Raw genomic sequence first — 20651 nt, 5'->3', positions numbered from 1 at the left:
GCCATGGCAGCCAAGGCCAAGTGTGACTGCCCACCCCCAGGCGCGCCCATGTGGCTTGCCACCTTTGCGGATCTGATGTCGCTGCTGATGTGCTTCTTCGTATTGTTGCTGGCGTTTTCTGAAATGGACGTCATGAAGTTCAAGCAGATTGCGGGCTCGATGAAGTACGCCTTCGGGGTGCAAAATAAGGTGGAAGTGAAAGATATTCCCAAGGGCACTTCGGTGATTGCGCTTGAGTTTCGCCCCGGCAAGCCCGAGCCAACCCCCATCGAAATCATCAACCAGCAAACCAACGAAATGACCGAGCCGATTCTGGATTACCAGGAAGGCGAGAGTGACAGCGCCGGTGGTGTTCAGCAGCAGCAAGGCTCCCAGCGGGGAGGGCAGGCATCGTCCACTGCCCAGGAAACCCAGCAGGAAAGCCAGAAGAGCGATGCGGCTTCTTCCCAGGATCAAATTAATCAGCAGGTCAAAAAGATGGCCGAGCAGCTGAATGAGCAAATTGTCGATGGCGCGATTGAAATCGAGTCGCTGGGGCAGCAAATCATTATCCGCATACGTGAAAAGGGCGCCTTTGGCTCAGGCTCCGGCTTCCTGCAACCCAGGTTCAGGCCGGTTATTCGCGCCGTGGGCGAGCTGCTAAAGGATGTACCCGGTATCATCACAGTGTCGGGATTTACCGACGATATGCAGATAAGCAATGAGCTTTATTCGTCCAACTGGGAGCTGTCATCCAAGCGGGCTGTGTCGGTGGCACACGAACTGGTGAAGGTAAAAGGCTTTGATGCCAGCCGCATGAAAGTGGTGGGCATGGGCTCTAACAATCCCTTGGTGCCCAATGATTCGGCCGAAAACCGTGCCCGCAATCGGCGGGTGGAAATTGCCATTGAGCAGGGCAAAGCCAAAGAGTCGGAAGAAATTCAGGTGAGCCCTCCCCCCGCCACTGGGCCCTGAGTTGCGACTGTTTAAGATGTAACAAATAAGCTGTATCAAGCCCGGCCCAGGCCGGGTTTATTTTTGACCCTGCCCCCGGCAGCCTCTTTTTGATATAATCCCGCGATTGTTTGTTTGAACCCTGGTGTTCGCCGCCAAAACGGGCCGCGAGCGCTAACCTTTTGCTGGAAATCCCATGAAGTTTATCGTCAAGCTGTATCCCGAAATCATGATAAAGAGCAAACCGGTAAGAATGCGTTTTACCAAGATGCTCGAGTCCAATATCCGCAACGTGCTCAAAAAAATCGATGAGGACGCCCGGGTACAGCGCCAGTGGGACAAGATTCTGGTGAAGGTGCCCAAAGACAAGCCTGAGCTGACCGAAGTGTTTGCCGAGCGTCTGGCCTGTATTCCCGGCATTCACCATGTGCTGGAAGTGGCTGAATTTGATTACGAAACCGTTGACGATATCTATCAGCATGCCTTGTCTGTCTACAAAGATGCGTTGAAAGACAAGACCTTCTGCGTGCGGGTAAAGCGCTCAGGCCAGCAAAGCTTTACTTCCATTGAAGTGGAGCGCTATGTGGGCGGTGGCCTGAATCAGTTTACTGAGGCCAAGGGCGTTAAGCTGAAAGACCCAGACATGACCATTCAGCTCGAAATCGACCGTGAAAAGCTGTACATGGTGTGTCGCCGCATCGAAGGTCTGGGCGGTTTCCCGATTGCAGCTCAGGAAGATGTGCTGTCGCTTATCTCCGGCGGCTTCGACTCCGGCGTGGCAAGCTTCCAGTTTATCAAGCGCGGTTCACGCACCCATTACTGCTTCTTTAATCTTGGCGGCGCCCAGCACGAAATTGGGGTAAAGCAGGTGGCTTACCATCTGTGGAAGACCTACGGCGAGTCTCACAAGGTGAAATTCGTGACCGTACCTTTTGAAGAGGTGGTGACCGAGATTCTTGAGCGCATCGAAAACGGCCAGATGGGCGTGGTGCTCAAGCGGATGATGATGCGCGCTGCTACCCGCGTGGCTAATCGTATGGGCGTGCAGGCGCTGGTTACCGGCGAGAGCCTGGGCCAGGTGTCGAGTCAGACTCTGACCAACCTGAATGTGATTGACCGCTGCACTGACCTTTTGATCCTGCGCCCGCTTGTTACCATGGATAAGCCGGACATCATCAAACAAGCGCGTCGCATAGGTACTGAAGACTTTGCGGCCTCCATTCCTGAATACTGTGGGGTGATTTCCCAGCGTCCTACCGTGAAGGCGGTGCTGTCCAAGGTGGAAGCCGAAGAGCAAAAATTCTCTGAAGATCTGCTCGACCGGATTCTGGCCAAGGCCGAAGTGATTGATATCCGCGATATCGCCATTTCCACCGCCGAGGCGGTTGCCGAGACAGAAACCGTGTCGGCCGCCGAGGGCAATGAGGTCATCATCGATATCCGCGCGCCGGAAGAAGAAGAGGCCAAGCCGCTGGAAGTGGACGGTGTTGAAGTGAAGGTGATCCCCTTCTTCAGACTCGCCACCGCCTTTGCTGACCTCGACAGCAGCAAGACATATCTCTTGTACTGCGAACGCGGTGTGATGAGCAAACTGCAGGCCCTTTATCTGCAGGAGCAGGGCCACAGCAATGTGAAGGTGTATCGCCCCTGATTTGGGCTGGGCGTGCCGGTCAATTTACCAGTTTAAAAAAGCGGCCAGTTGGCCGCTTTTTTATGGTTTGTGCCCCTGTTTAAGCAGTAAAAAGCCGCACCTTTAAGTGCGGCTTTTTTGAATTCAAATTCACGTTCTAAGTGATGGCTTATTCGGCCCTTGGTGCTGCCTTCTCTTCTTTGGCCTCGTCTTTGCTGGCCAGCAGCATAACCTGGCCTTGCTTGTTGTCTTTCAGCTCCTGATGAATGTTGGCCATGTTCATGCTCAGCTCGGCGCTGATGGCATCATGCAGGGCCTGGGTGTCGAACTGGATCTCAGTTTCGGTGGCAGTGGCAGACAGTGAAGCAAAAAGTGCAAAAGCAAATACGGTTTTCAGATTTAACATGGGGCGCCTCCGGGCAGCATTATTTGCGACATCTTGGTCGCTCGCCAGGCGTGCTTATTCCGACTTAAAGCCGCCCGACCATCTCGTTTGTAGGCGCAAAATTTACTCAAAAGCCCTTCCATTAACAAACGATAAAATGTAACAATGCGGATTAGAAAAACTAATTAAAAAATGAGAGTGGGATCACCATGTCAAGACGACTTCCTCCCCTCAATGCGGTGAAGGCATTTGAGGCGGCAGCACGGCATCTTAGTTTTACACGGGCGGCAGAAGAGCTGTTTGTAACTCAGGCGGCGGTCAGCCATCAAATCAAGGCGCTGGAAGACTTTCTGGGATTAAAATTATTTCGCCGAAAAAACCGCTCTCTGCTGCTGACCGAAGAAGGTCAGAGCTATTTTCTCGACATTAAAGACATCTTTATCCAGTTGGCCGATGCCACCGACCGCCTGCTTGCCCGCAGCGCCATCGGCTCGCTTACCGTGAGTATGTCGCCAAGCTTTGCTATTCAGTGGCTGGTGCCAAGGCTTGCCAAGTTCAGTGAAAAGAACCCCGAAATCGATGTGCGTATTAAGGCGGTGGACAGCGAAGAAGGCTCGCTTACCGACGATGTTGATGTGGCGATTTATTATGGCCAGGGCAACTGGCCGGGGCTCAGAGCCGACAAGCTGCGCAACGAAGTGCTTATTCCCGTGTGTTCCCCCATGCTGCTGAGCGGCCCCAAGCCGCTTGAGAAACCATCTGATCTTAAGCATCACACCCTGCTGCACGATATGAGTCGCCATGACTGGCAGGCCTGGTTCCGCCAGTGCGGCGTCACCGATGTGAACGTGAACCAGGGGCCGATTTTCAGCCACTCGTCTTTGGTGCTGCAGGCGGCCGCCCATGGCCAGGGCGTGGCGCTTGGCTACAGCGTGCTGGCCCGTCCTGACATCAAGGCTGGCCGTTTGGTTGTGCCGTTTCAGGAAGTGCTGGTGAGTAAAGACGCCTACTATCTGGTATGCCAGCAGAATCACGCAGAGCTTGGCAAGATTGTGGCATTTCGCGAGTGGATGCTGGACATGTTTGCCGAAGAGTCCCGCAGCGAGCTGCTGCCCGGCTGACGATGTGGCATTTCGCGAGTGGATGCTGGACATGTTTGCCGAAGAGTCCCGCAGTGAGCTGCTGCCCGGCTGACGATGTGGCCTCTTCGTTTAACAGAATGAATAAGAAAGGTTGTAGATGACACTAACAATGCTTCCTGACTGGCTGAAAGTCGATGGCGCGCAGGAAAAGCCGCAGACGCTGGTGCTGTTTGCCCATGGTGCTGGCGCCGATATGGACTCGGACTTTATGGCTGCCATGGCCAAGCTGCTGGCGGATAAATGCGTGACCGTGGTGCGCTTTAATTTCCCCTATATGCAGCAGCGGCTTGTGGACGGCAAGCGCAGGCCCCCCAATCGGGCACCAGCGCTGCTTGAATGTTTTAACGAGGCCATTTCGCTGGTGAATGACGTCTTTGCCCCGGGCAAACTCTATTTGATGGGGAAGTCCATGGGCGGACGTATGGCCGCTATTGTGGCTGGCGATGAGACCATTAGCGCCAAACTCGCAGGAGTGGTCTGTCTGGGGTATCCCTTTTTGCCGCCCAAGGGCAAAGAGGTCAGGCTTGAGCCGTTACAGCAGTGCACGGCGCCGCTGCTGATTATTCAGGGCGAGCGCGACAGCTTTGGAAACAGGGCGCAGCTGGCCCAGTGGGATGTCCCAGAGCGGGTGGCCGTGCAATGGATCCCGGACGGGGATCACAGCCTGAAGCCACGCAAGTCGTCAGGGCACACCGAAGCGGCTAATCTGGCGGCGGCCGCCGAGGCCTGTTTCGGGTTTATGAAATAGGGTCTTCGCGATTAACTCATTAGCAATAAAGAGGATTCAAGGTGAATAGAGGTCTGTTTTTGTTTGCATCTGTCAGTGGCTTTTTCGCCGTGGCGTTGGGGGCCTTTGGCGCCCATGGCCTTAAAAACCTGGTGTCCAGCGAGATGGTTGACGTGTTCAATCTGGCGGTGGATTACCAGTTCTACCACACCTTTGCCATTATCGCGGTGGCCTTTGCCTGGCACTTTATCAAGTCGCGACTGCTGGGCTGGGCGGCAGGATTCTTTATTGCCGGCATGGCGCTGTTTTCTGGCTCACTCTACGCACTGGTGCTGACCGGCTCCAAGTGGTGGGGGCCTATCACCCCGCTGGGTGGCACCTGCTTTTTGGTGGGCTGGCTGCTGCTCGGCACCGCCGTATGGCGCAACCGTGTAATCGATGGCGAATAAGCCGCCCTGGCGTAAAGATGCTTGTGGCGTAATGCCATTCACCACCAAGCCTTCGGGCTTGTGATATACTCCCCGCAATTTCCATTCAGGCGGTCAGGCTGTGAGCTTGAGCCGCCTCGTATCAATGTAATAAACAACGGCAACCAAGAACTGCAATGAAAAACCTGTTTTTATACTGTCGCGCCGGTTATGAAAAAGACTGCGCCGCTGAAATCCAACAGCGTGCTGCTGAGCTCGGTGTGGGCGGCTTCGTCAAAGCCAATCGTGATGAAGCCTTTGTGGTGTTTCAGGGCTTTGCCGATGATGACGGCGACCGCCTGGCAGCCGAACTGCCGCTGGATTCATTGATTTTTGCCAGACAAATGTTTGCCTGTGGCGACCTTTTGAGCGACCTGCCAGCCGAAGACAGGGTAAGCCCGCTGACTGCTGCCCTTGCTGATGTTTCCCGTGGTGGTGAACTCAGGGTCGAAACGCCGGATACCAACGAAGCCAAAGAGTTGTCGGCGTTTTGTCGCAAATTTACTGTGCCTCTGCGTCAGTCGCTGCGAAAGCAGGGGATTTTGCTCGATAAAGAAAACCCACGTCGCCCTATTGTGCACGTGTGCTTTATCGGTCCTGGCAAGGCCTATGCGGGCTATTCGCTGTCCAATAACAGCTCGCCTCACTATATGGGTATTCCACGGCTTAAATTCCCGGCCGATGCGCCAAGCCGCTCAACGCTGAAGCTCGATGAAGCCTTTATTCACTTCATCCCAAGGGAAGAGCATGAAACCCGTTTGCGAAGCGGCCTCAATGCGGTGGATCTGGGGGCGTGCCCCGGCGGTTGGACCTATCAGCTGGTGCGTCGCGGCATGATGGTACATGCCATCGATAACGGCCCCATGAATCACGATTTGATGGAAACCGGGCAGGTGACTCACCACCGCGCCGACGGTTTTAAGTTTGAGCCCGCCCGTCGCAATATCTATTGGCTGGTGTGCGACATGGTTGAGAAGCCTGCCCGCGTGGCGGAGCTGATGGAATACTGGGCGATTCAGGGCTGGTTTAAAGAGGCGATTTTTAACCTCAAGCTGCCGATGAAGAGCCGCTACAAAGAGGTATCGCAGATCCTTGCCAATATGCATGCCATCCTCAAGGAAAACGGCATCAACGAGTTCCATCTGGCCTGTAAGCACCTCTACCATGACCGTGATGAAGTGACAGTGCACCTGTGGCTGAAACCCAGCTCGCCCTGGATTTAATCCCGCAGTGTAGCGGTAGGGTTTATTCGATAAAAAGGCGCCTAAGGGCGCCTTTTTATCGGTTCTAGTTTATCTCTCAACTGCTGTTTCAGCATTCCTTGCAGCCGATTAAAGCTGGTAGTGGAGGATATAGGAGTGAATACCGTCTTTCTGGACAATCTCCAGTGTGCCCGAAATGTTGGCAAGCTCACCGGTGCCAGAGCCGGGGAGTACATAAATCTCCAGCCTTTGCTCTTCGGCCGACATAAAGCCCGAGTGGATCAAGGTAAACGCCCCTTGTTTGCCCGCAAGCGAGCCTGAGAACTCTTCTACCGCGGAATAAGCTGCTGCGCCGCCGATTGTTCTTTTACTTATCATCTGGCCAATGCCGCTGCCTAGCAGGTCACCGCTGTAGCTTTTACGAATAATCATTCGGCCTGCCGGGGCCTCAGTATCCTGTTGTGGCTCCAGTGCTATTTCAAAACTTCCTGATGCAGTCCCTGATGTTGTCATTGGCAACTCCTTCTCATCTATTGCCGCATTTACTGCAAATACGGCGGTAACCAGAACAGCGCTCAAAATCCGATAAATCAACCCTGGTACCATATCAGTTTCTTAGTTTTGAGCGTTTATTAATCGCGTTTATATCGGCACGTCCCGCCCAGCCGCGCCAGGCTGCCGTAAGCATAATGGCACAGGCTACCGTCAGCATCGGCCACTCACGGTGGAGCAGATGTGTGGCTATGGCGCCAAGCATTAATGCCGCCAGACACAGGGATGCGAGCGAAGAAAGCCTTGGTATGAGCAACCCTATGGCGCCAAAAACTTCAAGCACGCCAGTTAGATACATAAACTCAGGGGAGTAGCCCCAACGTGCAAATGCGTCGACCTCAAACGGCAATGACAGCAGCTTGGCGCCGCCCGATACGGCAAAGATGAGAGCGAGTATGTAGCTTGTTATACGCAAAGACATAGAAATACCTTGCTTCCAATTCTTGCCATCAGGTTTGCTTTTGCGTCGCGGTAAAATCACCCGCAGCTAAGGGATGTGAGTGAGTTCGAACCTGAACGGATGTTTCATTGCTAATTCAGCATCCTGACAGATATAGCCGAATATGTGCAAGTAGTTGGCATATGTGAATTCCAGTGTTCTGGAAGGGTGTGTTACAGCCTGTTGGCAGGGTACAGGCCTGCTGGAATGTGGCTGAAGCCAATAAAAAAGGATGAGCCTGGCTCATCCTTTTGGTATTACGGGGGACTTGGCAACAGATCAGAGTCTGTCGAGTACCGCTTGGGTGAAGTCGGTGGTGCCGTGGGTGCCGCCCAAATCGCGGGTGGTACGGTCGCCTTCTTCAATCACGGCAGATACGGCGTTGCGGACAGCCGCAGCCTTGTCTGCCATACCCAGGTATTCCAGCATCTGTACAGAGGCCAGGATCACGGAAGTTGGGTTGGCCAGGTTCTTACCGGCGATATCAGGGGCACTGCCGTGAACCGCTTCGAAAATGGCTGCGTTGGCACCGATGTTGGCACCAGGTGCCATACCCAGACCGCCCACCAGACCGGCGCACAGATCCGACAGGATGTCGCCAAACAGGTTGGTGGTTACAATCACGTCGAAGTTTTCTGGGTTCATCACCAGCTTCATGCAGGTGGCGTCCACGATCATTTCTTCAGTGGTGATATCAGGGTAGCGCTGACCCACTTCACGGGCCACTTTCAGGAACAGACCTGAGGTGGACTTCATGATGTTGGCCTTGTGCACAATAGTCACCTTCTTGCGGCCTTCTTTGCGGGCCAGCTCGTAGGCGAATGTGGTGATCTGCTCAGCGCCCTGACGGGTGATGATGCTGGTGGCTTCGGCGGTGGCGCCGTCATCAGAAACCTTCTGACCGTGACCTGAGTACATACCCTCGGTATTTTCACGGACGGTGATGATGTCGATATTGTCGTATCTGGCCTGGGTACCTTTGAAAGAAATCACCGGACGCACGTTGGCGTACAGGCTGAACTTCTTACGCAGGGTCACGTTGATGGAGGTAAAGCCCTCACCCACAGGGGTGGTCAGGGGGCCTTTCAGGGTAATACGGTTCTTTTCGATAAGATCCAGCGTACGCTGAGGCAGCAGTTCACCGTGCTTTTCCAGTGCCGTCAGACCCGCATCGGCAAATTCATATTCGAAGTCGCAACCCGCTTTGTCGAGGATTTTCAGGGCGGAGTCGATGATGCTTGGGCCGATCCCATCACCTGGGATCACGGTAATCGTTCTTTTGGACATGGATATTCCTTCCACGGTTGGTGGTTACTGCAATTGTCGGTTTCCGCGAGCGGAAACATGACTGGAATTATGTGATTTATGTCTCGTTTAGTTTAAACACTTTTATACATTTTTCACAGGAAAAGGTGAGCAAAAGCTCGGTTTTTTCTGTAGGCTAACTTGCATAAATCAAGGCTAAGAAAGATGATTCAAACCCTAAGCCTTAAAAAGTCTACTTTAGTCGAATAACAACATATAAGAGGACGACATTTGAAGCCTTCAAGACTCTTTTGTGCGCTCGCAGGCGCCGCCAGTCTAGGTCTGCCCCTCAGTTTACCCGCGATGGCTGCATCGCCCGGTAAAATGACGCTGCAGGACATTATGCAGTTTGAATCCCTTAAAAAACCGGTTCTGGCCGACAACGGCAAGCTGCTTGCGGTGGAAGTGGCGCCCGACCGCGGCGACAGCCGCACCCTCATTAAAGGCACCAATGGTAAACCTGAGCTCAGTATAGCCGGTGCATCAGATCCTGTGGTCAGCGCCGATGGCCGTTATGTGGCCATGAAGCTTGAGCCAAGCCTGCTTGCCAAAGAAACCAGCGATGCCAAAGCCAAAAAGAAGCTAAAGGCAGGCATGGTGCTGGTGGAGGTCGCTTCCGGCAAAGAGCAGCGCTTCGAGCGGGTAAAAGACTTTGCCTTTGACGACAGCGGCAAGGTGCTGGCCATCTGGTTTGAGCCAGAGGATGAGAAAAAAGACAAAGAAAAGGACGACGACAAAGCCGGTGACACCGCCAAGGCTGAAGCCAACAGCAAGGCACCTGAGCAAACCGCCAAGGCCGACGAGGCCAAAAAGCCAAAAATCGACAAGGCCGATAAGGGCAGCGCATTAACTCTGCTGGCACTGGCCTCCGGTAAACAGGCTGAATTTAACGATGTCACAGCCTATGCGTTTGATAAGCAAGGGAACACTGCTGCGGTCCTTATCAATGATATTGCCAACACTACCCACAGGTTGATGGCAGTATCCTTAAGCTCACTGGACACAAGCGCCCGCTTCGAGTCGGCCAGCGAACAGCTTGGCGCCCTGGCACTGAGTCCGGATGGCAGCCAGATTGCTTTCAGCGCCGGCAGCGCCGATACCCGCATCGATGAGCGTGCCTATCGTCTCGGTCTGATTGACGCCACCGGCAAGGTGACCTTTGCCGCGCATCCACAAAGCTGGCAGCTCAATCGTTACTCCAGCATGTCGTTCTCGAAAGATGGCGAGCGAGTTTTCTTTGGTACTGTGCCCGAAGTCAGCAAGGTGTTGTCACTCAAGGCCTTTAAAACTGAAGCCGACTTGCTGGATGAGGCGGTTATCCGCGACAGCCGTGGCCTGAAGCTGTGGCATGGGGACGATCCGCGCATTAAACCCCACGAAATCAAAACCTTCGACAAGCTGAAAAAGCACACCCTGACGGCGGTGTGGCACCTTGGCCAGAACAAGGTGGTACAGCTGGCGACCCCAGAGGTGCCGGAAGTCGATACCCTTGAGTTTGGCCGTTTTGTGATGGCCAAATCCAGCGAACCCTATCTGAAGGAAATCACCTGGGCAGGCTTTTTCAGCGATTTCTATCTGGTCGATACCCTGGATGGCGAGCGCCACCTGATAACCAAACGTCAGCCATCGAACAGCGAGCCTGTGGTGTCGCCAAATGGCCACTTCGCCGCGTTTTTCCGCGAAGGGCAGGTGCAGCTGTGGGATGTGCAAAGCGGCAAGCATAGAAGCTTAACTGCTTCGCTGAACGTGCCTTTTGCCGATGAAGACCATGATTATCCATCTGAGGCGCCTGGTTACGGTTTTGGCCCCTGGCTTGCCGATGAGTCGGCGCTGCTGGTGTACGACAAATATGATATCTGGCAGCTTGCGACTCAGGCGGGCGCGGCGGCGCTTAAGCTTACCGATGGCCGCAAAGACGGCATCAGCTACCGGGTTGAAGGTCTCTATCAGGCCAAAGATGAGCCGCCGGCCACGCTGAAGGCAGGCCAACCCCTGTTGCTGCAAGGCTACAACGAGCGCACCAAGGCTGACGGTTTCTACCGTGCCGAGGTGGGCAAGAGCGGCGTAAAGGCGCAGTTTGCCAAGGATGAAAAACTGCATGTGCTGGCTCGCGCCAAAGATGCCAATACCGTGATTTTCAGCCGTGAGCGCTTCGATAAGTATCCAGATCTTTACAGCGCCGATGTGAACGATATTAGCGATTTCGAGCGTCTTACCCGCCTAGATGGCCAGCGCGACAAGTTTGCCTGGAGCAAAGCTGAGCTGGTGCACTGGACCAATACCGATGGCAAGCCACTCGATGGGGTGCTGATAAAGCCCGCAGGTTACCAGAGTGGTAAGCGTTATCCGGTGCTGGTGTACTTCTATCGCTTTATGAGCGACCGTTTGCATGCCTTCCCGGACATGCGCATCAACCACAGACCTAACTTCGCCTGGTATGCGGATCAGGGCTACGCGGTGTTCCTGCCGGATATCCGTTTCGAGATTGGTTACCCGGGCAACAGCTCGGTGCAGGCGCTCACTTCCGGGGTACAGAAGCTGATTGAGATGGGCATTGCCGATCCCAAAGCGGTGGGCATTCAGGGCCACTCCTGGGGTGGCTATCAAACGGCCTTTGCGGTGACCCAGACCAATATCTTTGCCGCAGCCATTACCGGCGCTCCGGTGGGCAATATGACCAGTGCCTACAGTGGTATTCGCCATGGTACAGGCCTTGCTCGCCAGTTCCAGTACGAAACCGGCCAGAGCCGCATTGGCGAGAGTCTGATGCAGGCGCCGCTCAAGTACGTTGAAAACTCACCGGTGTTCTATGCCGACCGGATCAAGACGCCCATGATGATCATGTTTGGCGACAAAGACGATGCGGTGCCCTGGGAGCAAGGTGTTGAGCTGTATCTGGCCATGCGCCGCGCAGGTAAGGATGTGGTGCTGCTGCAATACGAGGGCGAGCCACATCACCTCAAGCAGTATGGTAACAAGCTCGATTACAGTGTCCGTATGAAAGAGTATTTCGACCATTATCTGAAGGGTGCGTCAGCCCCTGAATGGCTTAAACAGGGCGAGCCGTACCGTGAGTACGATAAGGCCGACTGAGCCGCAAAGGTAAATGTCATCAACTGAAAAAGCCGCCCTCGGGCGGCTTTTTTGTGCCTGTTTCGCAGCTTTTTTACTGCTGCAGAATCAGTGCTAAATTCCGGCTGGTGTTTCGCTCAGGTATTGTTTGTAGGTGTCTGAGCCCCAGGCAATCAACTGATTGTTTTTAAACAGCAATGGGGTGCATTCATCCTTGGTGGTTACCCCGTCTGACTTCTCGTGGTGAGTGCGGTAAAACAGGACCTGCAGCGCTGTGTCGTTGACCGACTTGGCCTCATTGAAGTCAGGTGCGCCCAGCAGTTGTCTTACTGAGGCGATGTCCTGCCCAATCACCAGTTCAGCCAGGGCTTTGTTGTTGAAAACCTGTCTGTCTTCCCAATCCATGTTTTCCGGGGTGGGCTCGTAGCCAATGGCTACCACTCCCACAAAGGCCAGATAAGCGGCAAATACCGAGCCAATGACCACAGGAGCTTTTCCTTTCATATTCCGTTCCTCTTGTACCACTGATTGACTGTGGTGCAGTCGTCAATGGCGATAAAGATACTGCAAGCGCACGAAAGGGTAAACGCCATGTAGCAATTGTTACAAATTTGGCTTGTAAAGATGCTATTGCACCACCCTGAGTTCGCTGAGTTTGAGATTCAGCGGTAACTCGGTTTGCAGGCGGGCCAGTTTGTAGCTCAGACGGGCCATATCGCGGCCGTCTCTGAGTTTATTGGCCTGACGGCTGCCAAGGGTGCCAAGGGAGTGGTAGAGGTTTGCCAGGCTGCGATAGGTGCGTAAAAGCTCGCTGGCGGATTTGGGACCTATGCCGGGAATGCCGGGGATCTTGTTGCCGCTGTCGCCGCACAGGGCGATATAGTCCAACAGCTGGTGCCGCTCAATACCGAGCTTGGCCTCGAAGGCTTCAATATCGATAAACTGCTGGGAAAAATGATCCCACTGGCGAATGTGGGGCGACATCAGTTGCAGTAACCCTTTGTCGGTGGAGACAATTATAGCCTCACCGCCGTTGGCAGCCAGCTTGCAGGCGAGGGTGGCAATAACATCGTCCGCTTCTGACTCGGCATTGACCGAGTGTACCTGGATCTCTGCCAGCGCGGTTTTCAGCCCATCAAGCCCCTTGGCAAGGGCTTCAGGCATGGGTTTACGGCCTTTTTTGTAGTCTTCATACAGGTGTTTGCGCCAGGAGATGGCATCGCCATCCCAGACAATGGCGCAGTGGCTTGGAGTATGGCCACGCAGCAATTTACGGCAGGCCTGGGTGACCCGATCGTATAGGCTGTCCATGTCGGCTTCGTCGGGCAAAGCCGCATGGATGCGTCTGGTCAGGTTCAGGCCATCGATTATCAGCAGTCGGTTCATTTCACTATCTTGTAGCAAGGCTCATAGGCGCTGCCGGGGAGTTTCATCCGCTGTTGCACCACAAAGGCCTGCAGCAGCTCGTCCATCAGCTCCATCAGCTTGGGATCACCCTTAATCTCAAATGGGCCATGGCGCTTAATCAGGCGAATAGTTTCGCCTTTTACGTTACCGGCCACAATGCCGGAAAACGCCCGTCGCAGATTGGCGGCAAGCTCGGCCTTGTTGTTCTGGAAGTAAAGGTTCAGGTTTGCCATCACCTCGTGGGTGGGGACAAAGGGCAGCTGGAATTCAGGCTCGATTTTCAGCGACCACTGGTAGGGGTAGGCATCGCCGTTGGATTTACGGAACACCTTCACCTCTTCCATGCTTTCTTTCATGACCCGGGCCACTTCTTCGGGGTTATCCACTATGATGCGGTACTTGCTCTGGGCCTCTTCACCGAGGGTGGCGCCAATAAACTCATCGATTTTAATGAAGTAGTCGGCGCTCTCTTTCGGGCCGGTCAGCACCAGCGGGAAGGGGATGTCTTTATTGGCTTTATTGAGCAAGATGCCGAGCAGGTAGAGCAGTTCTTCGGCCGTACCTGCGCCGCCGGGGAAAATCACAATGCCGTGACCGAGGCGCACAAAGGCTTCCAGGCGCTTTTCAATATCCGGCAGGATCACCAGTTCGTTCACAATCTGATTGGGCGGCTCGGCGGCAATGATGCTGGGCTCTGTCAGGCCGATATAGCGGGCGTTACAAATCCGCTGCTTGGCATGGCCGATAGCAGCACCTTTCATGGGCCCTTCCATGGCGCCGGGGCCGCAACCGGTGCAGATATCCAGTTTCCTCAGCCCCAGCTGATAACCCACTTCACGGGTGTATTGATATTCGATGGCATTGATGCTGTGACCACCCCAACAGACCACCACGTTGGGGTCGTTTTTGGTGGGCAGGGCACGGGCGTTACGCAGAATATCAAACACCACATTGGTGATGTGGCTGGCGTTGGTGAGGTTAATGTGTTTGAGGTTATCGTACTTGTCGGCGATATAGAGTATGTCTCTTAGCACCGAAAACAGGTGCTCCTGAATGCCGGCGATTATTTGGCCATCCACAAAGGCCTGCTCAGGGGGATTGACCAGTTCGAGTTTTACCCCGCGTTCACGTTGCAGGATATTGATTTCAAAATCTTTATAGGCATCAAACAGCTCGGTTGAGCTGTCGCTTTTCAGCCCCGAGGCCAACACGGCCAGGGAGCAGTTGCGGTAGAGTTGATAGAGGGGACTTTTGGCGCTTTGCTTGAGGCGATCAACTTCCAGTTGGGACAGTTGGTCCATGCTGCCACGGGGGCTCACTTTCACTATCATAGCAACTCCTTAAGCAGTGACAGGAGTTGCCGGCCTCCCGTTGGGGCTAGTTGTCGATGATCACCCTGTCTCTGCTTTCATGTTTGGCTTTGTAAAGGGCTGCGTCGGCTCGCTCGAAGGTTTCGTGAATGAGCTCGTTGTCCATCACGCGAGCAGCCCCTATAGATACTGTAACTGTAATTCTCTGATTTTTAAATTTAAATGGAATATTTTTTACTTTCTCACGTACCCGGTTCAGCAGCTGTTCAATATCTGAAGCCGACACCTCTGGTATTAGCAGAACGAATTCTTCGCCGCCATAACGGGCCACAAACTCGGTATCTCGCAGTGAGTTTTTCAGCGCCATGGCAATCACCTGCAGGGTTTTATCACCCGTGCTGTGGCCAAAGTTGTCGTTGATGGATTTGAAGTGATCGATATCGGCCACCGCCACCCACAGCGGATGCTTGTGGCGTTGATAGTTGCGGAATTCCTGCTCCATACGCTCTTCGAGGGCGGCACGGTTTGGCAACTGGGTCAGGCTGTCGAGCAGGTTGAGCTTTTGCTGCTCGAACAGGCGCTCTTTGTAGTTACTGGCTTCTTCAGAAAGCTCGTTCAGCTCCTTGCGCATGGTCTCCATCGACTTGCGCAGCAGTGCCTGCTCACGCTGTTCCAGAGCTTCTTTGCGGGCGAGGGCGGAGCGCAGACTGGACAGCTGCTCGGTGATTTGGCTCTTGAGCATGCCAATATCTTCAATGTCGACAATGGCTTCGCCAACGCTGTCGACCCGGGTATTGATTTCGCGGTTTAGCTGATGCTTGAGCTGATGGCTGCGCTGGGCGTGATTGTATGAATCGCTCACCACCTCACGTACCGCCGACAGGGCATCATTAAGGGCGTAAAGAAATTCCTGGGAGGCGCTTTTCTCGCGGGCGATATTGTCTATCAGCAGCGACAAAATGGTCTGGTAGGCATCGAGTAGACCTTCCACTTCGATATCACCGGCGAGCATTTCTTTAATAACCAGCACCTGATCGCGCTGATCTTTACGAAACTCGATTTCCGAAATCATCTGAGCCAGTTCGTGGGCAAGTTGTCTGTGCTTGGGCAGCACGGCAAGCTTTTCACCACTCTGGAATTGCTGGGCGAGGATTTCTTCATAGAAACCAATCAGCTGCTCTACTTTGGGAATGTACTCCCATACGGTGTGCAGCGGTTTGGCGAGATCCTGTTTGAAGTAGGTGACTTCTTTTTTGAGCTTGTCAGGTACTGAATCGACCCGCTGAATTTGGCGGATAACCCGGCCAAGTCCGGCGCGGCTTTCTTCGAGCTGAGCCATCACATGGTGGTACTGGCCTTTGAGCAGGCGTTCAACCTCAACCAGTTCCGGCAGCGCATCGTCGAGTCGCTCGAAGGTAGACAATTGGTGGCGCAGTTTGGCCAGCTTGTTATCGAGTTCGAGATTTTGCCCCTTACAGGCGAGGCTGAGATGCCCGATAAACTGAAGCAATGTCTGCAGCTTGGTGTTGCGATCTTCGTTCAGTTCGTCCAATGCCACTTTGGCAGAATGGAGCTTCTGTTTGAGTAAGGTGATTTGCGAGATCGCCTCGTTGGAATCCTTCATGCAGAATGCTTTCCTGACGTGTGTGCGGTGCTCTGAACCGCGATGGATATTGGCATCTTGCCTATTGAGTTAATGGTATAGCAATCACCGGATTGTGCAAATGCAGACCGGGTGCGGCTGCTGCATTTTTGACTGCTAAATCACATCCGGTAGTTCCTTATCGGCATAATCCGGCATTTTCCACAGTGGCCAGCGCAGATTTTCCTTGTCACCGTTGGTTTCCACCCGCACCAAACCGCGGCCGATACTCTTCTCCAGATGCAAATACAGTGGCTGGCTGAAGACCGCCGATGGGGTAAAGTCCAGCGCCCGGAAACCAAGGTATATGTCGCTGGTTTCGGCGAGAGAATCTATGCCTGCCAATGCCATTTGCAGCACTTCAAGATGAATGCCGTGGGGAATGGACAGCTCGGGGTTTGGCAGCAGCGGCAGGTTGATAAAACCAAGTTGCAGCTGGCCTTCAAGGTCGGTGAGCTGGTTACGCAGATTAAACAGCAGTGCATCGGGGGCATCGATGGCACCGTCCAGTGCCAGAGCAATAAGTCCGGGGCGCATTGGATAGGCTTTGATGCCCGGCAAAGTCTCGATAGCCTTCAGGGTGCTGAGCGTCGCATCAATCATACGTTGCTGGCCAATATGAATATCGGCCTCACACAGACTCGGAACACGCAGCAGTGCCAGTGCTTTCACCTGACCCTTCTCAAGCGCGGTACAGAGGGCCCGGTAGCCATCGCGGCCGGTGATGGGGTCCTGGGGCAGGCGGGCTGCAAGCTCTTGGCACTGGGCTTTAAGCTCAAGCTTTGAGCGGCGATAGTGACCAACAATGGTGGCTAAAATCAGTGCCAGCATCACAGCGCCGGCGGCGAGAATGGTGCGTTCTCTTAAGGTGTCGCTGGCGTTTTCAAGCTGCTGTACTTTTTGGTGCAAATCCAGTTTCAGCTTCTGTTCGGTCAATGCCGAGGCAGCGCCTGTTACCGTCGCTTCGGCGGCCTTGGGGCTGTCCATCAGCTCGATAATCAACGCCTGATGTTCGATGGCGGCATTCAAATCTTCCAGCGCCTTGGCGGCAATAATCTTTTGTTTGAGGGCGCTTATTTTTACTTCATCGAGCGACTGTTGCTCCGCCAATGGCAGCGCCTTGTCGGCGTGGAGAATACAGTCGGCCCAATGGCTCATCTTGCAATGGATTTCGGCCAACAACACTTCGTTGTGAACCAGATAATGTTTCATCTTGCGCTCAACAAACATCTGGTTGGCCTGTTCCAGATAATTCAGCGCAAGATCGTTCTCATCCAGCTTGCTGTAGGCTTCGCCGAGGTTGTGGAAATTACGCGCCAGGGCACTGAAATTGCTGCTGCGGCGGTCGACCTGCTGAGCATTGAGGTAATAATCGATGGCCTTGTTCCACTCGTTGTTACCGGCGTGGGTCACGGCGATAACGGTCAGGGTGGAGGAGAGATAACCATCTATGCCGAGGCGGGTGTAGGTCTCGGCCGCCTCATGGGCGTGGGCCAGCGCATCGGAGCTTTGTCCCAGATCCCGGTATACCTTGGCGAGCTGCATTTGCAAAAACGCGCGCTGGAAGGGGTGGTTTTCACGGTCCGACAGCCGTAAGGCTTCGCTGTAGTGCTGCAGAGCCTTGGTCAGCTCCTGTTTTTTGATGTAGTACTTGCCAAGCTCGGCTTCGGCGGAAGCTATCAGGTAGTCGTTTCTTAGCTGGTAGGCATGGTCGCGAAACTTCTGCAGATGTACCAGTGCAGTTACGTCCTGATTAATCATCAGATACATGGTGCCAAGCTGCTCGTGCAGGTTGAGGCGCAGCAGTTGCGACTCCAGGCTCTGGCTCTCCTGATCAACGGTAAGCGACTGAATAAAGTAGCTGGCGGCGTCTTCGAATCTTTGGTCAAGCCTCGCCATTGCCCGGCCTTTGAGCATCAGCGCCATGGCTCTTTGGTAAGGGGTGGTGGCGGTGTTTTCCAGTGACTGGGTGATGATATCAACGTCCTGACGCTTGTTGCTGTTGCTGACGTTGGGTTGCAGGTTGGCGCGGGCGATCAGGACCAGCAGTTCTGACAATTCCTGCGGGGACAGCCCTTGCTCGCGGGCATAAAAGCTCAGCTGCTCGCTGGAAGCCAGCGGCGCCTCGGGCAACGAAAGGGCGGCGCTGATGCGGTCAAACAGTCGCTGGGGGGTTTCTCTTAGCTGAACTTCTTCGGACTTGAGGTCTTTGGCCGACGCCAAAGGGGAAAAAGCAAAGATTAATACAAAAAATACCAATGAAAGTAGTCGCATAGATTTTCCATCGCCCAAGTCTCCCCTGTGGAAAAACGCGAAATTGTCAGCATTTGTGACATCGGGATGAGGGGAGTTGATAGTCTTGTTATACTCAAGCCCTTTTTAAGTGATTCCATCATACCTATAAGGACAACAGAGTGGAACAGAAGATAACAGCCTTTTTACCCCTGTCACTTTTTTTGGCGAGTTCCGCCTGGGCCGGGGTGGATTACCAGATTGATCTGACTTCACCTACCCAACATTTGGCGAAGGTGGAAGTGAAATTTCCTCAAATCGCCGCCGGTGATTTCAGCGTGAACCTGCCAGTTTGGCGCACCGGTAAATATCAGGAATTACCGCTGGCGGACGGGGTGCGCCGCTTTGTGGCCGTGGATGAAAATGGCCAGGAGCTGCCCTGGCAGCGAAACGCCAGCGGCGAGTGGGTTATCCAGCTTGCCAAACCCAGCAAGGTGAGCGTGAGCTATCAGCTTTATGCCGATGAACTGGGACAGCGCACCCGCCACATAGATGCAACACATGCTTATTTGGATGCCAGCAGCGTCTTTATGTACAGCCCGGCGTTTCGGGATGAAGCCGTGACGGTAAGCCTTAAGGTGCCCGGTGAATGGCAAAGCTATTCCGGCATGCAAAGTGGCAACGGCGCCCACAGTTTTGTGGCCCCCAACTACGATGTGCTGGTGGATTCGCCCATCGAAACCGGCATCAGCCACCACAGGAAGTTTACATCCGCTGGCCGCGACTATGAGCTGGTGGTGTGGGGTGAGGGCAATTATGACCTCGAGCAGATGGTGACCGACCTGACCAAGCTTGGCACCCAGGCCAATGCCATCTGGGATGGCTTTCCGTTTGAGCGTTATGTCTATATGGTGCATGCCACCAGCGGTGCCCGCGGCGCCACCGAGCATTTGAATTCAACAGTGATCCAGCTGCCACGCTTTATGTTCCGCGAGCGTAAGGACTACCTCCGCTTTATCTCCACCGCCTCTCACGAATTTATCCATACCTGGAACGTGAAAGCCTACCGTCCGGCGGGATTGGTGCCTTACGACTATCAAAATGAAGCCATGACCAGTCTGCTGTGGATGGCCGAAGGCTCCACCAGCTACTTCCAGCATCAGCTGCTGGCCCGCGCCGGCGTGATCACCCCCAAGGAGCTGTTGGAAGACATCGCCACCCGTATCGACAGACACCAGCACACCCCCGGTCGTGAAATCCAGTCGGTGGCCGAGGCGAGTTTGGGGCAGTGGGTGGCCCAGGGCGGCGACTATGCCCATAACCACAGCGTGAATATTTACTCCGAGGGTTACATGGCCTCGCTGGCGCTGGATATGGCCATTCTCAGCGATACTAAACTCAAGCACTCCTACCGCGACGTACACCGCAATCTGTACAAGGACTTTGCCCTGCCAAAGGGTTACACAGAGTCTGATGTCAAAGGCATTCTTAAGTCGCTGACAGGTAAGGATTACGCTTCGTGGTGGCATGCCAATATCGACAGCCCGCTGGCGCTGGATTTCGATGAGCTCTTATCCCGTGCGGGCCTTAAGCTTGCTTATGGCAAGGAGGGCAAACAAAAGCCATACCCCGGCTTTACCCAAAGCAGCCTCAAGATCCAGACGCTGGACCGTGGCGGCAACGCCTGGAAAGCCGGTTTGGTGGCGGGCAACGAAATTGTTGCTATCAATGGTTTGAAGGTTACCGCCGATGGCTTTGATAAGCGTCTGGCTGACTTCAAACCCGGCGACAAGGTGCGGGTGAGCTATTTTGCCGACGATAAGCTCAGCGAGACCGAACTTGAACTCAGCGCCCGCCCCGAAGGCAAGGCCGAAATCAAGCCGCTGGACAAGGTATCGTCCAAGCAGAAGGCCTTCTTCAAGGCCTGGCTCGGCATTGATTGGCCGTTCGATGCCAAGGGCGACTTTAAGAAGAGCTGAAGCCTCTAATTTATCCCCAAAAAAATGCCGCCGCAGTGTAACCACAGCGGCGGCATTTTTTTGTGGCTGACCATGTTACGGCAAACTTCAGTGTCTTGAACCTTGGTTGCGGCCTTGGTTAACGCGCAGGGTGCCAAATACACATTTGCTAAAACTTCTGTTAACGGTTTCTGCTGCCAAGGGCGCGCTGCTCTGGTAGTGTCGGGTTTATTTTGCCAAGCGCAGCA

17 protein-coding genes are annotated in these 20651 nt (G+C 54.2%); 8 read left to right on the top strand and 9 right to left on the bottom strand.

Annotated features, from left to right (window positions below; genetic code table 11):
• Positions 1–3: 3 nt before the first annotated feature.
• Together MJ923_RS14420 and thiI are read left to right on the top strand one after the other, a co-directional pair.
• Positions 4–954 carry a flagellar motor protein MotB gene (locus tag MJ923_RS14420; RefSeq protein ID WP_126167592.1) on the top strand — a complete coding sequence of 317 codons (951 nt, stop codon included), beginning with the start codon at positions 4–6 and terminating at the stop codon, positions 952–954.
• 175 nt (positions 955–1129) lie between these two features.
• Entirely contained in the window at positions 1130–2584 is a 1455-nt protein-coding gene (thiI, locus tag MJ923_RS14415) for a tRNA uracil 4-sulfurtransferase ThiI (RefSeq protein WP_126167591.1), read from the top strand.
• Between the two features lie 148 nt (positions 2585–2732).
• Here thiI and MJ923_RS14410 read toward each other — a convergent pair whose 3' ends face one another.
• On the bottom strand, positions 2733–2969 hold the full coding sequence (locus MJ923_RS14410; RefSeq protein ID WP_240591699.1) for a hypothetical protein: 237 nt from the start codon (positions 2967–2969) through the stop codon (positions 2733–2735).
• Positions 2970–3157: 188 nt separating this feature from the next.
• Here MJ923_RS14410 and MJ923_RS14405 point away from each other — a divergent pair, with 188 nt between their 5' ends.
• From MJ923_RS14405 to rlmM, 4 genes are all read left to right on the top strand, one after another.
• Positions 3158–4069 (top strand): transcriptional regulator GcvA, encoded by a 912-nt coding sequence (locus tag MJ923_RS14405; RefSeq protein ID WP_240591698.1) that lies wholly within the window; start codon positions 3158–3160, stop codon positions 4067–4069.
• Positions 4070–4187: 118 nt separating this feature from the next.
• Entirely contained in the window at positions 4188–4838 is a 651-nt protein-coding gene (locus MJ923_RS14400; RefSeq protein ID WP_240591697.1) for an alpha/beta fold hydrolase, read from the top strand.
• A gap of 41 nt (positions 4839–4879) precedes the next feature.
• Entirely contained in the window at positions 4880–5266 is a 387-nt protein-coding gene (locus tag MJ923_RS14395) for a DUF423 domain-containing protein (RefSeq protein ID WP_240591696.1), read from the top strand.
• Positions 5267–5421: 155 nt separating this feature from the next.
• Positions 5422–6507 (top strand): 23S rRNA (cytidine(2498)-2'-O)-methyltransferase RlmM, encoded by a 1086-nt coding sequence (gene rlmM / locus MJ923_RS14390; protein ID WP_240591695.1) that lies wholly within the window; start codon positions 5422–5424, stop codon positions 6505–6507.
• Between the two features lie 108 nt (positions 6508–6615).
• Here rlmM and MJ923_RS14385 read toward each other — a convergent pair whose 3' ends face one another.
• The 3 genes from MJ923_RS14385 to MJ923_RS14375 form a co-directional block, all read right to left on the bottom strand.
• Positions 6616–7080 (bottom strand): DUF3224 domain-containing protein, encoded by a 465-nt coding sequence (locus MJ923_RS14385; RefSeq protein ID WP_240591694.1) that lies wholly within the window; start codon positions 7078–7080, stop codon positions 6616–6618.
• Between the two features lie 13 nt (positions 7081–7093).
• On the bottom strand, positions 7094–7459 hold the full coding sequence (locus tag MJ923_RS14380) for a DoxX family protein (protein ID WP_240591693.1): 366 nt from the start codon (positions 7457–7459) through the stop codon (positions 7094–7096).
• A 297-nt stretch (positions 7460–7756) separates the two neighbouring features.
• Entirely contained in the window at positions 7757–8764 is a 1008-nt protein-coding gene (locus MJ923_RS14375) for an isocitrate dehydrogenase (RefSeq protein WP_240591692.1), read from the bottom strand.
• Positions 8765–9085: 321 nt separating this feature from the next.
• Here MJ923_RS14375 and MJ923_RS14370 point away from each other — a divergent pair, with 321 nt between their 5' ends.
• Positions 9086–11875 (top strand): S9 family peptidase, encoded by a 2790-nt coding sequence (locus MJ923_RS14370; RefSeq protein ID WP_338092238.1) that lies wholly within the window; start codon positions 9086–9088, stop codon positions 11873–11875.
• 93 nt (positions 11876–11968) lie between these two features.
• On the opposite strand, the gene MJ923_RS14365 is transcribed toward MJ923_RS14370, so the two are convergent.
• The 5 genes from MJ923_RS14365 to MJ923_RS14345 form a co-directional block, all read right to left on the bottom strand.
• Positions 11969–12358 (bottom strand): DUF3192 domain-containing protein, encoded by a 390-nt coding sequence (locus MJ923_RS14365; protein ID WP_126167583.1) that lies wholly within the window; start codon positions 12356–12358, stop codon positions 11969–11971.
• A gap of 123 nt (positions 12359–12481) precedes the next feature.
• On the bottom strand, positions 12482–13240 hold the full coding sequence (xni, locus tag MJ923_RS14360; protein WP_240591690.1) for a flap endonuclease Xni: 759 nt from the start codon (positions 13238–13240) through the stop codon (positions 12482–12484).
• Positions 13237–14592, bottom strand: a complete 1356-nt coding sequence (gene ppnN, locus MJ923_RS14355; protein ID WP_240591689.1) for a nucleotide 5'-monophosphate nucleosidase PpnN — start codon at positions 14590–14592, stop codon at positions 13237–13239. The genes xni and ppnN overlap by 4 nt, the downstream gene beginning before the upstream one ends.
• A gap of 46 nt (positions 14593–14638) precedes the next feature.
• Positions 14639–16195: a GGDEF domain-containing protein gene (locus MJ923_RS14350; protein ID WP_126167580.1), complete on the bottom strand. Its 1557-nt coding sequence runs from the start codon at positions 16193–16195 to the stop codon at positions 14639–14641.
• A 135-nt stretch (positions 16196–16330) separates the two neighbouring features.
• The gene (locus tag MJ923_RS14345) at positions 16331–18487 is read right to left on the bottom strand and encodes a tetratricopeptide repeat protein (protein ID WP_240591688.1); all 2157 of its coding nucleotides are present in this window, start codon (positions 18485–18487) and stop codon (positions 16331–16333) included.
• A 140-nt stretch (positions 18488–18627) separates the two neighbouring features.
• Between MJ923_RS14345 and MJ923_RS14340 the strand changes: the two genes are divergently transcribed.
• The gene (locus tag MJ923_RS14340) at positions 18628–20424 is read left to right on the top strand and encodes a M61 family metallopeptidase (RefSeq protein WP_240591687.1); all 1797 of its coding nucleotides are present in this window, start codon (positions 18628–18630) and stop codon (positions 20422–20424) included.
• The last annotated feature ends 227 nt before the right edge of the window (positions 20425–20651 follow it).

This window comes from Shewanella zhuhaiensis (assembly GCF_022484835.1).
GTDB lineage: Bacteria > Pseudomonadota > Gammaproteobacteria > Enterobacterales > Shewanellaceae > Shewanella > Shewanella khirikhana.
The sequence above is the reverse complement of the archived record's forward strand: the minus strand, read 5'-3'. Positions and strand labels throughout refer to the sequence as shown.

Bases quoted from the DNA above. Each gene is read 5' to 3' on its own strand.
- MJ923_RS14380 (WP_240591693.1), bottom strand. From the start codon at position 7,459: ATGTCTTTGCGTATAACAAGCTACATACTCGCTCTCATCTTTGCCGTA.
- MJ923_RS14345 (WP_240591688.1), bottom strand. From the start codon at position 18,487: ATGCGACTACTTTCATTGGTATTTTTTGTATTAATCTTTGCTTTTTCC.
- MJ923_RS14400 (WP_240591697.1), top strand. From the start codon at position 4,188: ATGACACTAACAATGCTTCCTGACTGGCTGAAAGTCGATGGCGCGCAG.
- MJ923_RS14420 (WP_126167592.1), top strand. From the start codon at position 4: ATGGCAGCCAAGGCCAAGTGTGACTGCCCACCCCCAGGCGCGCCCATG.
- xni (WP_240591690.1), bottom strand. From the start codon at position 13,240: ATGAACCGACTGCTGATAATCGATGGCCTGAACCTGACCAGACGCATC.
- thiI (WP_126167591.1), top strand. From the start codon at position 1,130: ATGAAGTTTATCGTCAAGCTGTATCCCGAAATCATGATAAAGAGCAAA.
- MJ923_RS14405 (WP_240591698.1), top strand. From the start codon at position 3,158: ATGTCAAGACGACTTCCTCCCCTCAATGCGGTGAAGGCATTTGAGGCG.
- rlmM (WP_240591695.1), top strand. From the start codon at position 5,422: ATGAAAAACCTGTTTTTATACTGTCGCGCCGGTTATGAAAAAGACTGC.
- MJ923_RS14410 (WP_240591699.1), bottom strand. From the start codon at position 2,969: ATGTTAAATCTGAAAACCGTATTTGCTTTTGCACTTTTTGCTTCACTG.
- MJ923_RS14375 (WP_240591692.1), bottom strand. From the start codon at position 8,764: ATGTCCAAAAGAACGATTACCGTGATCCCAGGTGATGGGATCGGCCCA.
- MJ923_RS14365 (WP_126167583.1), bottom strand. From the start codon at position 12,358: ATGAAAGGAAAAGCTCCTGTGGTCATTGGCTCGGTATTTGCCGCTTAT.
- MJ923_RS14370 (WP_338092238.1), top strand. From the start codon at position 9,086: ATGGCTGCATCGCCCGGTAAAATGACGCTGCAGGACATTATGCAGTTT.
- MJ923_RS14350 (WP_126167580.1), bottom strand. From the start codon at position 16,195: ATGAAGGATTCCAACGAGGCGATCTCGCAAATCACCTTACTCAAACAG.
- ppnN (WP_240591689.1), bottom strand. From the start codon at position 14,592: ATGATAGTGAAAGTGAGCCCCCGTGGCAGCATGGACCAACTGTCCCAA.